The 12,779-nt window shown below is 73.5% G+C and carries 11 protein-coding genes and 1 pseudogene; 6 read left to right on the top strand and 6 right to left on the bottom strand.

Annotation, left to right across the window (positions count from 1 at the left end):
- Positions 1-177 precede the first annotated feature (177 nt).
- Complete coding sequence (locus ABZ920_RS29075) at positions 178-777, top strand: DUF488 domain-containing protein (RefSeq protein WP_361511333.1); 600 nt, start codon at positions 178-180, stop codon at positions 775-777.
- A 63-nt stretch (positions 778-840) separates the two neighbouring features.
- On the opposite strand, the gene ABZ920_RS29070 is transcribed toward ABZ920_RS29075, so the two are convergent.
- Positions 841-1,803, bottom strand: coding sequence for a YihY/virulence factor BrkB family protein (locus tag ABZ920_RS29070; protein ID WP_361511327.1), 963 nt, complete (start codon positions 1,801-1,803; stop codon positions 841-843).
- A 577-nt stretch (positions 1,804-2,380) separates the two neighbouring features.
- Between ABZ920_RS29070 and ABZ920_RS29065 the strand changes: the two genes are divergently transcribed.
- On the top strand, positions 2,381-2,686 hold the full coding sequence (locus ABZ920_RS29065) for a hypothetical protein (protein WP_361511324.1): 306 nt from the start codon (positions 2,381-2,383) through the stop codon (positions 2,684-2,686).
- Positions 2,687-2,998: 312 nt separating this feature from the next.
- Positions 2,999-3,557: pseudogene (locus ABZ920_RS29060) on the top strand (MFS transporter); the annotation flags it as partial.
- Here ABZ920_RS29060 and ABZ920_RS29055 read toward each other — a convergent pair.
- From ABZ920_RS29055 to ABZ920_RS29035, 5 genes are all read right to left on the bottom strand, one after another.
- Positions 3,547-3,912 (bottom strand): hypothetical protein, encoded by a 366-nt coding sequence (locus tag ABZ920_RS29055; protein ID WP_361511322.1) that lies wholly within the window; start codon positions 3,910-3,912, stop codon positions 3,547-3,549. The pseudogene ABZ920_RS29060 and the gene ABZ920_RS29055 overlap by 11 nt on opposite strands.
- Before the next feature lie 493 nt (positions 3,913-4,405).
- Positions 4,406-4,813, bottom strand: a complete 408-nt coding sequence (locus tag ABZ920_RS29050) for a DUF2795 domain-containing protein (protein WP_361511319.1) — start codon at positions 4,811-4,813, stop codon at positions 4,406-4,408.
- Positions 4,814-5,216: 403 nt separating this feature from the next.
- The gene (locus tag ABZ920_RS29045; protein WP_361511316.1) at positions 5,217-6,758 is read right to left on the bottom strand and encodes a 3-hydroxyacyl-CoA dehydrogenase; all 1,542 of its coding nucleotides are present in this window, start codon (positions 6,756-6,758) and stop codon (positions 5,217-5,219) included.
- A 17-nt stretch (positions 6,759-6,775) separates the two neighbouring features.
- Positions 6,776-7,558: a CoA-transferase gene (locus ABZ920_RS29040; RefSeq protein ID WP_361511313.1), complete on the bottom strand. Its 783-nt coding sequence runs from the start codon at positions 7,556-7,558 to the stop codon at positions 6,776-6,778.
- A gap of 101 nt (positions 7,559-7,659) precedes the next feature.
- A complete protein-coding gene (locus tag ABZ920_RS29035) occupies positions 7,660-8,577 on the bottom strand; it encodes a CoA-transferase (protein ID WP_361511330.1) in 918 nt (305 codons plus the stop codon).
- 204 nt (positions 8,578-8,781) lie between these two features.
- Between ABZ920_RS29035 and ABZ920_RS29030 the strand changes: the two genes are divergently transcribed.
- The 3 genes from ABZ920_RS29030 (at position 8,782) to ABZ920_RS29020 (ending at position 12,765) form a co-directional block, all read left to right on the top strand.
- A complete protein-coding gene (locus ABZ920_RS29030; RefSeq protein ID WP_361511310.1) occupies positions 8,782-9,702 on the top strand; it encodes a LysR family transcriptional regulator in 921 nt (306 codons plus the stop codon).
- Between the two features lie 196 nt (positions 9,703-9,898).
- A complete protein-coding gene (locus ABZ920_RS29025; protein WP_361511307.1) occupies positions 9,899-11,125 on the top strand; it encodes an acetyl-CoA C-acetyltransferase in 1,227 nt (408 codons plus the stop codon).
- A gap of 305 nt (positions 11,126-11,430) precedes the next feature.
- Complete coding sequence (locus ABZ920_RS29020; protein ID WP_361511304.1) at positions 11,431-12,765, top strand: MFS transporter; 1,335 nt, start codon at positions 11,431-11,433, stop codon at positions 12,763-12,765.
- The last annotated feature ends 14 nt before the right edge of the window (positions 12,766-12,779 follow it).

Below are 12,779 nucleotides of genomic sequence, written 5' to 3'. Positions count from 1 at the left end.
CGCAGACATGAAGGGACTCAACAAGGCACTAACGGGGTACCAACGGCCGCGACACTGCAAGGTGAGCACAGCAGCCATGAACGGCACCCTTATGCCCGGCCGGCACGGCCGCCGGGCAGCGCGCCCGGTCACACCGACGGGGACGGCGCGTTTCGGGAGGCAGACGTGAATGCTCCGGTGGACCCTTCCGCGCGGGGGCGGACGCCCGGTGCGCTCGCGGAAGCGCCGCTGGTCACCTTCGGGCACGGCATCGCCGACCAGGACCGGATCGTCGAACTGCTCCGGGGCGCCGGCGTCACCGCGGTCGTCGACGTGCGCACCGCACCGGGCAGCCGCCGCAATCCGCACCTGGCCAGGCAGCGGCTGGAGGCGTGGATGCCCGCGCGGGGGCTCGCCTACCGCTGGGAACCCGACCTGGGCGGGTTCCGCAGGGCGTCTCCGGACAGCCCCGACGTCGTCTGGCGCAACGCGTCCTTCCGCGGCTACGCCGCACACACCAGGACGCCCGGCTTCGTCGCCGCCATGGAACGCCTGCTGCCCGAGGCGGCCGCGGCCCGTACGGCCGTGATGTGCAGCGAAGCGGTCTGGTGGCGCTGTCACCGCCGTCTGATCGCCGACTTCGCCGTCCTCGCCCGCGGGGTACCGGTCCAGCACCTGATGCACGACGGACGGTGCCGCCCCCACCTGCCGACGCCCGGCGTGCGGCTGCGCGAGGACGGCCTCCTCGTCTACGACGACCTCACCGCCGCCGACGGCGACACCCCCGCCACCTCCTGACGGCCGCCACAGCCGCCGCGCACGCCGAAGGCCCCGCGCGGGACGGTGCCCCGGGACCCGGCGTCAGGGCCCGGGGCCCGGGTCCGGGCGTACGGCGGAGTGCAGGCCGGCCCGGGCCGCCTCCAGTTGCGCGGCGAACGCAATGCCCAGGAAGAGCGCGACACCCGTGAGGTTGGCCCACAGCAGCAGGGCCACGAAGGCGGTGAGGGGCCCGTACACGGCGCCGAAGGAGCCGCTCTTGGCGACGTACAGCGTCAGCAGCCAGGTGGCGGCGACCCACAGCACCAGGTGCACGGCGGAGCCGAACGCCAGCCAGGTGTAACCGGGCTGGTCCCGGCGCGGCGACCAGCGCAGGACGACGGCGGAGGCCACCCAGGCGAGGGCCGTGCCCACGGGTATCTCCAGGGCGCCCCACCACCCCGGGACGCCGGACCAGCCGAACGCCTCGGCGGTCGAGGCGCCGAGGGCCTGGCCCGCCACCGCCACGAGGAAGCCCAGGACCATGGGGACGCCCGCGGCGAACGCGAGCAGCAGGGCCCGTCCGTACTTGCGCAGGAAGGGCCGGTCGCGCTCGATGCCGTAGATGCGGTTGGCGCCGCGTTCGACCTGTGCCATGGCCGAGGCGAGGTTGACGACGGAGAAGGCCAGACCCAGCCACAGCGCGACGGTGCTCCAGACGTCGGAGTGGGCGGTGCGCCGTGTGCCGCGCAGGGCGTCCTCTACCACGTCCGAGCTGGCGCCCGGCACGATCCTGCCCAGGGCCAGCTCGACGATGCGTCCCACGCTCTCGGTGTGCGCGGCCGTGGCGACGCCGACGAGGGCGATGGTGAACGGAACCAAGCCCAGGACGATCTGGAAACCGAGGGCGCGTGCGTTGGTGAAGCCGTCCGCGTAGCGGAACCTGGAGAACGCGTCGGCGAGCAGCCGGACACCGCCGTAGCGCCGTAGCGCGGTGAAGGCTTCGTCGCCGGAGAGCTCGTCCCCGATCATGTCCCGCGTCTGCGGGACGTGTACGACCGTCCCCATGGTCTGCGTCTCCCGTGGCCGGTGGGGCGGCGGGCCTGCCGCCGGGGTCCCCGCCGGTCGCGGGCCCCGGCTAACCATCTCCCCCGCCTCAGGCGATTCAGCCGCAGGGGGACGTTCGCAACGCCCGCCTTCGTGTCCCGCGGGGCCCGGGACCGCCTGCCGGCCGGGACGAGGGCGGCGGATGCCGCGACGAGGCCGGCTGCCGGTGGGGCGGCGGACGCGCGGCCGGGGTGCCGGCGGGGCGCCGGCCGGCGCGTGGCGTGCGGGCATGGTCGTGGCCGGGCGATCGGGGGCAGCCGGGGCAGAGGACGCGAGTGTGCCCACCGGCGGCGTGCCGGACTCTCACTCGACGGGAGCGGACGCAGCCGAACCGGGCGGGGTCCCCGAACCGGGCCGACCCGCAGCGGCCCACCGGCACTCCGTGGGCAGCGCCGGGCCCGCCTCTCGCGCACCCGGTTTCCCCCAGGTTTGTTGCAGGCATGACAGGTTATCCGCTGAGTGGCAGCGTTGATCATGACGGTGCCGCACGACTCGCGAGGGCGACGAGGCCCTCGCGTCCGGTGAAGGAGCGTTGTTGATGAGCACTGTGAACCCCGGCGTGACGGGTGCGGGTTATCCGGCGGACCGCTCGGCGGCGGAGGGCCGGACGGGCCGGCTGACGACGGAGACGAAGGCCTCCTTCAAGACCAGTGAGTTCTTCGCCTACGTGGCGGCGGTGGTCGCGGTGCTGATCGCCTCTGCGGTCGTCGGCACCGAGGACGGGCACGGCGACTACTTCCGGGCCGACCGGGCCTGGCTGTACGTGGTGGTGCTGACCGTCGGCTACATGATCAGCCGTGGACTGGCCAAGTCCGGCAGCCGCGAGCCGTACGACGCCAAGTAGCCGCCGGCCTGCCCCAGGCCGGCTTTCCTGGCCGTTCCTCACCACGGGTGAGGGACGGCCAGAGCCATGTCACTGGTGGTGCCGACGGGAGGCGCGCACACCCCCGCACCGTGTGGTCCGGTGCGCAGCCGGCGGGTTGCACGTCCTGTCCTCCCCACATGTCGTGGGCGCGGGAACGTCACGGCGGTCCGGCTGCCGCGCCCACGCCCGGATCCATGTCCCCGCGGCGGAGTGGCCGAGGGACTCGGAGTGGAAGTGGTCGCGCAGCGCGGCGAGCGCCGGGTGCGGGTTGTCGCGGTGCCACACCACCGCGGCCGGCTCGGCTTCGCCCAGCTCCTCGCCGTCTCCGTCGTCGTCGCGGCGGCCGACATCGCCTTCAACGCCGTCGCCGGCGCGTATCCGAAGCCGCTCGTGCGCCCCGGGCGGACCTGCTCGTCGCGACCGGCCGGTTCGAGTCCACGACGTGGACCCGCGACCATGGTCGGACCGACGCTCGGCGGTGCCGCCATCGGGATGTCCGGACCGGTGGCGACCGTGGTCGCCGACGCGGTCAGCCATCTGCTGTCGGCGCTGGGCACTGCGCCCGCTGTTCTTCAACGCGATCGCGGTCAACGGCCTGATCATGGCGACCGAGCCGCTGCCAGCCGTACTCCTGCTGGGCGGTCTGGGGTTCGCGCGCCCTGGCCGTACGGCCTGGTCTTCGCGGCACCCTGCGTCGGTGGGCTCGTGGGCTACGCGTGGCGCACCGGCTCGTGGCACGCTTCGGGCGGCGCCGGACGACGCTCACCGCCGGGCCCTGTGCGCGCGCCGGCCCGTCGGACTGCCGTTCGACGGGCCCGGTGTCCCGGGGATCGTCCTCGTCATCGCGGTTGCTGGGCCGGGTTCTCGGGCGTGCCGTGGGACGGCGGGTTTATCGGCGGACCCGACGTGGCGGGTGACACCTGGGATCCGGTGTCGGCCTCGGGCGGCCGCTCGGGAGCCGGCGCGAGAGGCGAGCCTTCCGAGGGCTGGGCACCCTCGCGCAGCTCCTGGAGCCTGGCATGCAGCACTTCCACGACGGGACGCCGGTTGCCGTGCGCCTCCTCGTAGGCGAGCACCTCGCGCAGACCGGCCTCGTCGAGCGTGCGGATGCGGTGCTGGAGGCTGCCCAGCGGAAGATGGTCGTAGTCCGGCAGCGGGAGTGTGTCGTGCCCTGGCACCTGTGGCTCCGTCTTCTCCTCGGACATGAGGACGTCCTTTCCGCGCCGGCGACGCGCCGCGAGGCACGGGCGCCCTCCGGGGCGGGGAGCGGAGTCCCTCTCCCGGAGCCGTCCGACACCGCCGCGCTCCGTCGTCGGCGCACTGGGTCGGCTGGTGGATTTCTTGGTACGGGTGGCGCAGACCGGACGGCGCTCGATCCGGCATCGGGCGCCCGCGCGGCCCCGCCGCGGTCATGGGCGGGGGTGCGGCTCTTGGTGGGCCTCACTCGCCGGGCCTTCCGGGCGTCCCCGGGGCGGTCGGCCCGCGTCCGTGCGGCGGCGTGGCCCGTGCGCCCGACGGGTGCCCGACGGCCGCCGCCTCACACGTCCCGCGGGGATCGCGGCCGCCGCCCGCGCCGGCGGTGGCGCGCCGGCCGGAGACTGCGGGCTCCCCTCCCGTCGGGCGGCCCGGACGGGGTGTGCCGCCGTCACCGCGATCGATCCGCGACGGGTCCCGGCGGCACGCCCCGTCCGGGCCGGTTCACAAGGCGGACCGGTCCCGCAGCGCGACGACGATCTCGTGCGCGTTGTGGTACATGCCCTTCTCCGGGAGCGCCTCCGCCGCCTCCACCAGCGCGTCCGGCGCCTGCCGGTCCCGCAGGGCGCGCACGAGGGTGTCCCGGTCGGCGGGGAAGACGGTGCGGTCCAGATGGCGGGCCATCTCCAGGTGCAGTTCGTGCGCCGCCGCCTCCCGCTCGGCCTGCTCGCGTTCCGGGCCGGGCGGCGGCACGGGGCCGCTCGGGGCCGGGCGGATGTCGTCGTCGGCCTCGGGTTCCGGATCGACGGCGTCCTCGGCGTGTGTGTGCTGCCCGGACCTGAGGTATCCCTGCAGCTCGTGCTTCATCTCGTCGTCCTTGCGGCGACTCACCGGATTGCTGCCACGTTCCATGGAGTTCCGGCTCCTTTCTCCGTTGGCGGCTCACGGCTCCCACCGCCCGGAGGGGGCGGGTTACCCGAATCACCCGCACGACACCAGGGGCGGCGGGAATGCCGGAGCCGCCCCCACCAGCCGGGGCACTGCGCCGGGTCGCCGCAGGCCTCCTCGCCTCGTGCACCGGCGGCGCGGCACCCGGCGAGGGTGATCCCGGCGCCGGACGGCTCCCAGACCGCGTCCGGCTCGTACGTCCAGCGCAGCAGTGCGCCCGAGGCCACCCGCGGGCAGCTCGGGGTCGTCCTCCTCGGCCGGCACGAGCAGTACGTCGGCGTCGGTCGCGACGGCCGATCGCAGAAGCGCGTCGCCGGCCCCGGACACCGCTCCGTGTCCCGGGCCGGGGCGTCACAGAAACCGGTCCTCAGCCGAGGCAGTCGGCGGGCGCGGTGCCGGCCTCGGTCAGCGGGAGGCCGAGCTGTGCGCGCTCGGTGATCCAGCGGGCCGGCCGGTACCGGGGGTCGCCGGTGGTGCGGTACAGCTCCCTCTGCAGGGTGAGCAGCTGCGGCCCGCCGATCCGGTCGCCCCAGGCCAGGGGCCCGAAGGGATAGCCCAGCCCGGCCGTGACCGCGGTGTCGATCGCGTCGGGGGCGGCGATGGACCGCTCGGCGATCGACGCCGCCACGGCGACGATCGAGGCGAGCAGGCGCTGGGCCACCGAACCCGCCGTGTCGCGGACGACCGAGACGCGCAGGGGTTCGTCCGAGTCCTCGGCTCGGGCGAGGACGGCCCGCGCGTCGCGTGCGGCGGCCGGGTCCGACGCCGGCGTGACGGCCAGGACGCGGCGGCCGGTGGTGAGGGAGAGAGGGTCCACGCCCAGGGTCCGCGCGGGCGGCAGGCCGTCCCCGGCGACCGCGGAGGCCACGGTCGTGCCCCAGGTGGGGACCAGCACCACCGTGCCGTCCGAGGGCTCGGGCCCCGTCTCCAGGGACGCCCCCGAGCGGGCCAGGGCCTGCCGCAGCGCGTCGGCGTGCGCTCCCCGGCCGTGCACCAGGACCGGGCGGCCGGCGTCCCCGGTGACCGGCTGCTCGGCCGTGGCGGCGGGAGCCGGGGCGTCGGGGCCGTAGTCGTAGAACCCGCGTGCCGTCTTGCGGCCGTGCAGCCCGGCGACCACGCGGTTGGGCGTGAGGAAGGACGGCCGGAGCCGGTCGGCGTGACGGAAGCCCTGCCAGATGGAGTCGATGACGGCGGCCGTGACGTCCAGGCCGGTGAGGTCCATCAGCTCGAAGGGGCCCATACGCAGGCCGAGCACGTCGCGGGCGATGCGGTCGATCCCGGCCGCGTCGGCCACGGACTCCTCGAGCAGGGCGAGGGCCTCGGTGACCAGGCCGCGGCCGGCGTGGTTGATGAGGAACCCGGGAGTGTCGGCCACGACGACGGCCGTGTGCCCGGTGCCCTGGACCAGTTCCACGAGGGCCGGCGGGATGTCCGGCCGGGTCAGCTCTCCCGGGACGACCTCGACGACCCTCATCAGCGGCACCGGGTTGAAGAAGTGCAGCCCCGCCAGCCGTGACGGGTCGGACAGGCCCGCGGCGATCTGCGTGACCGGCAGCGAGGAGGTGTTGGTCGCGAACACCGTCCCGGCGGGCAGGGCGTCCTCCAGCCGCCGGAACAGCTCCGTCTTGGTGGCCAGGTCCTCGCGCACCGCCTCGACGACCAGCTGCACCTCCTCCCCCGGCGCGGCGGGGTCGTCCAGGGGGATCAGCCGCGCCACGGCGGAGGCGGCGGCCTCGGGCGTCGTCCGCCCCTTCTGCGCGGCCCGCTCGAGCATGCGCCGGACGAAGTCGACGGCCTCGGCCACCGCTTCCTTCCGGGCGTCGCAGAGCTCGACGGTGTGACCGGCTGCCGCCGCCCACTGGGCGATGCCCCGGCCCATGACGCCCGCGCCGACGATCCTGATGCGCATGTTGCTCCTCGTTCCTCTCAGCGCAGGTAGACGCGGCCGGGGTCGACGTCCTCGCGCAGCAGGCGCAGTTCGGACGCGGTCGGCGGGTCGATGGTGGTGAGGGTGTCGGCGACCTGGAGGTCCCAGCCCGTGGCCCGGCGCACCTGGTCGACGGTGACGCCGGGGTGGGTGGCGACCAGGCGCAGTTCCTCGCCGGCGCCGGAGCGGGCCAGGATGCCCAGGTCGGTGATGACCCTGGTGACGCCGGCGCCGAGTGGGCGGATTCCCTCCGCCAGCGCGCGGTCAGGGCCGGGCGAGGTGCAGAAGTCCAATCGGGCGGTGAAGGACCGGGGGGTGTGACGGCGCATCACCACGAAGACCTCCCGCGCGTTGGCCATCACCTCCATGGCGCCGCCGGGTCCGGGTAGCCGTACGGCGGGGGCGTGCCAGTCGCCGATGACGGAGGAGTTGAGGTTGCCCCACCGGTCGATCTGCGCGGCTCCGAGGAAGCCGACGTCGATGTGCCCGCCCTGGAGGACGTAGCCGAAGAGGGCGGGCATGGTGAGCACCGCCTCGGCGCCGGTGATGAGCACCGCGTCGGCGATGGTCTCGGGCAGGTGCGACGGGTGGGCTCCGCACACCCCGGACTCGTAGACGATCTCGATCCCGGGCGCGACGGTCAGCTGCGCCAGCGAGGTCGCGAGCGTCGGCAGCCCGATGCCGGCGAAGACGGTGCGCTTGCCGGCCAGTTCGCGCGAGGCGACCACGGACAGCAGCTCCGAGGACGTCGCGGCTTCGCAGGTCGCTGAGGCGGCGTTCATGTCCCTCTCTCGTTCGTTCCGTTCGGTGCGGTCGGGCCCCGGGCCGCTTGCGCGCGGATCCGGTACCCGGTTCGGTTCGTCCGGTGCGTCGTGCGCCGCGGTCACAGCCGCCGCCCGTAGTTGACGGGCAGGCTCCAGGCGTCGCCGACGGCCAGGTCCGCCCAGAACGCCTCGCCGAGCCTGGCGACGTACTCCTCGTGGTCGCGGGTGCCGTACACCCATTCCGCCAGCCACCCCCGCAGGCGGGCGGAATCCTTGCTGATGTGGGACCAGGCCCGGTAGAAGGCGTTGTCCCGGTCGTAGTAGCCCTGGGCGAAGGAGGGGTGGGCGCCGCGGGGGCACACGACGACGGCGTCCACGGCGTGCGCGGGGATGACCGTGCGGTTCGGGTCGGAGCGGACGACCTCGTCGTCGACGATCTCCTCCACCACGACGACGGCTCGCTCGGCGGCGAAGACGGCCTCGGCCTGGATGCCGGTGAGGCCCCAGATCTGGGTGTTGCCGGCCCGGTCGGCGCGCTGTGCGTGGACGATCGTCACGTCCGGGTTGACCGGGGGCACGACGTAGACGTGTTCCTCCCCGCCGTCGGGGGCGGGGTAGGGCGACACGACCTTCCGGATGCCGTCGTTGACGGACGTCAGGCCGCTGCCGGCATAGGACCGCAGCGGGTAGAAGGGCAGCCGCTGGGCGCCGGCGAGGTAGCGGCACACCATGCCGTAGTGGCTGTACTCCTCGAACTCCAGCGGTTCGGGCACCTTGTGCTCGATCCGGCGGCGGAGCTCGCCGAGCGAACCGGCGGAGGAGTTGCCCACGAAGGAGGAGACGAGCTTGGACACGCAGCCGCCGGCCAGCATCTGGTCCACCACGATGTCCGCGGTCATCCGGACGACGGTGAGGTTCCTGCGGCCCTGGCGGATGATCTCGTGCCCGGCAGCGGTCGGGATCAGGTGGGTGAAGCCCTCGAGCGAGACGGTGTCGCCGTCGTGGACGTAGGCGGCGATCGCCTCCCGCATCGACATGGTCTTGTCCTGCGGCGGGCGGGGGGCGGCGGAAGCGGGCGCCTCGATCGGGGCTGCCGGATCGTCCGGTCGCATCGTCGTGCTCCTCGGCATGGGTGGACGGGTTTTCACACGGTCCCAGCGGGATTGATTGCTGTCCAATACCGAATTAAGGTCGCACCAAGACGCCGGAGAGATCAATCAAGGGACTGGAGCGGAAGCGTCGTGGAACTGCGCCATGTGACCGCCTTCCTCGCGGTGGCCGAGGAACTGCACTTCGGCCGCGCCGCCAAGCGGCTGCAGATGGCCCAGCCGCCGCTGAGCCAGCAGATCCGCCAGCTGGAGAAGGAGCTGGGGGTCCAGCTGTTCGAGCGCAACACCCGCTCGGTACGGCTCACCAACGCCGGCCAGTCCTTCCTGGAACCGGCCCGTACCGTGCTGGCGGACCTCGACACCGCGACGCGGGCGGCCAGGGCGGCGGGGCGCGGCGAGTTCGGGCGGGTCACGGTCGGTTTCGCCGGCGCCTCCAGCCACGAGACCCTGCCGTTGCTGACCCGGGCGGTGCGCGCCGCGCATCCGGGCATCGAGCTGGTCCTGGCCGGCCAGACGTACGCCAACGTCGCGCTCGCCCAGGTCGCGGAGGGCTCCCTGGACCTGGGCTTCGTACGGCTGCCGGTCACCCAGCCGGGCGTGGCGACGCACGTGATCGCGGAGGAGAAGCTCGTCTGCGCGTTGCCGTCGGACCATCAGCTGGCCCAGCGCGAGCGCATTCCGGTGGCGGCGCTCGCCGAGGAGCCGTTCGTCAGCTTCCCGGCCAACACCGGGTCGTCCCTGCGGGACGTCACCGTGGCGGCCTGCGAGCGGGCGGGATTCACCCCGCGGGTGGTGCAGGCGGCGCCGGACTCGCACACCATCCTCGCCCTGGTGGCCGCCGGAGTCGGCGTGACCCTCACCCTCACCTCCTGCCAGCACATCCAGCAGACCGGCCTGGTCTACCGCCCTCTGGAGGGGCCGCCCGTCCGGCTGCGGGCCGCGCTGGCCTGGCGCAGGGACAACCCGTCCGCCGCACTGCGGTCGGTGCTGGCCGTGGCCGAGAAGGCGCTCCCGACGCCACGGCGCGCCCAGGCTCCGGCGGAGGTGCCGTAGTCCGGCGCGCTGCGGCGCCGGCCGGCACGGCGCGGGGGGACCCGGCGGCGAACCGGGGCGCTGCGGCAGGCCGCAATCCACTGAGAGCGGCTGCGTCTCAATGAAGTACGAATTGGATATTGGACCTTCTTAGTCGGTGGTGCGAAGGTCAGCGGGACATCTTCTCGCTCGGGTTCCGGCCCGGAAAGGACGGCGCATGTCCCATCAGCCCGCCGACGTCGTCATCTGCGAACCGCTGCGCACGCCGATCGGCCGGTTCGGTGGCGCCCTGTCGTCCCAGCGGCCGGCCGCCCTGGCCGCACTGGTCGTCTCCGAGCTCGTCGCCCGGACCGGCGTCAGCCCCGAGCTGATCGACGAGGTGATCCTCGGGCACGCCTACCCCACCGCCGAGGCGCCCGCGATCGGGCGGGTCGCCGCACTCGACGCCGGCCTGCCGGACACCGTGACCGGTGTCCAGATCGACCGGCGCTGCGGCTCCGGCCTGCAGGCCGTCCTCGACGCGGCCATGCAGATCAAGTCCGGCTTCAGCGACGTGGTCGTCGCCGGCGGGGTCGACGTCATGAGCGCGGCGCCCTTCTACACCCACGAAGGCCGCTGGGGCATCAGGACGCCGAGCCTGGAGCTGCACGACTCCCTGGCCCGCGGGAGGGCCACAGCCGGGGGCGTGAACCATCCGGTCCCCGGCGGAATGATCGAGACCGCGGAGAACCTGCGCCGCGAGTTCGCCATCAGCCGCGAGGACCAGGACGCCCTGGCCCTGCGGTCCCAGCAGCGCGCCGGCCGGGCGATGGCCGACGGGCTGTTCAAGGAGGAGATCGTCCCGGTCACCGTGCGCACCCGCAAGGGCGAGACGGTGGTGGACGCGGACGAGCACCCCCGCCCCGGGACGACGGCGGAGCAACTGGCGGCGCTGCGGCCCCTCACGCTGCGGAGCGATCCCGGGGCGACGGTCACCGCCGGCAACGCCAGCGGGCAGAACGACGCGGCCGCCGCCTGCCTGGTGACCAGCCGCGCCACGGCCGAGCGCCTCGGCCTGAAGCCGCTGGTGCGGCTGGTCTCCTGCGCCCGGGCGGGAGTGCCGGCCGAGACCATGGGCACCGGCCCGGTGCCCGCCACCCGGGCGGCACTGGAACGGGCGGGGCTGTCCCTGGCCGACATGGACCTGATCGAGCTCAACGAGGCCTTCGCCGCGCAGGTGCTGGCCTGCACGCGGACGCTCGGGCTGACCGAGGAGGACCACGAGCGGATCAACGTCAACGGCTCGGGCATCTCGCTGGGGCATCCGGTGGGCGCCACCGGGACGCGCATCCTGGCGACCCTGACCCGGGAGATGCACCGCCGGCAGGCCCGCTACGGGCTGGAGACGATGTGCATCGGCGGGGGCCAGGGCCTGGCCGCCGTCTTCGAGCGCATCCCCGCCTGACCCCGCCCCGGCGCCGGCCGGGGTCAGGCCGGGGCCCCTTCGTGCCGGACGGGCGGGAGCCGCTTCTCCCCCGGTCCTCGCCCGGCGTTCCCCCCGCTCTCCTGCCGCTTTTCCCGCTCGCGTCCACGTTCTTTCGCTTCGTCCCGCACTCCCGCAGCACACCGTTGCACCGCACCGAGTGCCAGGCCGTCCCGGAGCCGTTCGATCCCGGCCCGGGTCACCACCACCGTCCCCCGGAGGTACGGACGTTGTTTCACCGACGCCCGTGCCTCCACCCACCCCACGATCACCGACTGGGAGCCACCATGAGCGCGTCTGCCGCAAAGGAGCGGAACAGGACCGCCCAACGCGCCGGCATCGGAGCCTTCATCGGCTCCACCATCGAATGGTTCGACTTCTACATCTACGGCACCGCGTCCGCCCTCGTGTTCGGCAAGGTGTTCTTCCCCGAGCTCGACGGTGCACTGGGCACCCTCGTCGCCTTCGCGACGTTCTGGGTGGGGTTCCTCGCCCGTCCCCTCGGCGGCATCCTCTTCGGCCACTACGGTGACCGGCTCGGCAGGAAGAAGACCCTGGTCATCACCCTGCTGATGATGGGCGTCTCCACCACGCTCATCGGTCTGCTCCCCGGCTACTCCTCGATCGGCATCGCGGCCCCGGTGCTGCTCGTGTGCATCCGCATGGTGCAGGGCATCGGCCTGGGCGGCGAGTGGGGCGGATCGGTGCTGATCGCCTCCGAGCACGCCCCCAAGGGCAAGTCGGTGCTGTACGGGGCGTTCGCCCAGCAGGGCTCGCCGGTGGGCAACACCCTGAGCACCGTCGCCTTCCTGGCCACCAGTCAGCTGCCCGACGAGGCCTTCGAGTCCTGGGGCTGGCGCGTGCCCTTCCTGGCCTCGGCCCTCCTGGTCATCGTCGGTCTGTTCGTGCGGATGAAGGTGGCCGAGTCGCCCGCGATGGCGGACCTCATCAAGAACAAGGAGGTCGCCAAGCTCCCCGTGGCCGAGGTGGTGCGCACCCAGCCGCTGCTCATCGCCCTCGGCGTCGGCGCGTGCACCATCGGCCTGTCGGCCACCTACTTCAAGTCGACGTTCGCCCTGTCCTGGGCGACCTCCAGCCTGGACTTCGACCGCAGCTCCTTCCTGACGATCATCCTGGTCGCGAACATCACCCAGGTCATCGTGCAGCCCTTCGGAGCGGTCATCGCCACGAGGATGCGCAGCTGGTCCCGCGCGGTGACGATCATGCTGGTTCCCGAACTGGTGCTGCTGCCGCTGATGTTCATCCTTATCGGCACCGAGAACTACGCCCTGGCCATGCTCGGGGTGGCCGTCGCCACCATCCCCCACTGCCTGTACTACGCGGCGCTGGCCGGCATGCTCGCCAGCCGTTTCCCCGCCCGCCTGCGCTACACGGGCATCTCCCTGTGCTATCAGCTGTGCGGCACGCTGCTCGGCGGCACCACCCCGATCATCGGCCAGTTCCTGCTGAACCGGACGGGGTCGATCGCCGTCGTCATCGGATACGCCGTCTTCCAGGTCGCCCTGACGCTCGGCTGCATGCTCCTGCTCCTCAAGCGCCCCAACCACGACGAGCGGGCCGCGGACCAGCCGGCTTCCACCGCGGCCGCCGTCCCGGCCTGACCCACGACCACCGC

This window comes from Streptomyces sp. NPDC046831, from assembly GCF_040645305.1.
Taxonomy (GTDB): Bacteria; Actinomycetota; Actinomycetes; order Streptomycetales; family Streptomycetaceae; genus Streptomyces.
Note: the sequence above shows the minus strand (reverse complement) of the source record. Positions and strands in the feature narration are given on the sequence as shown.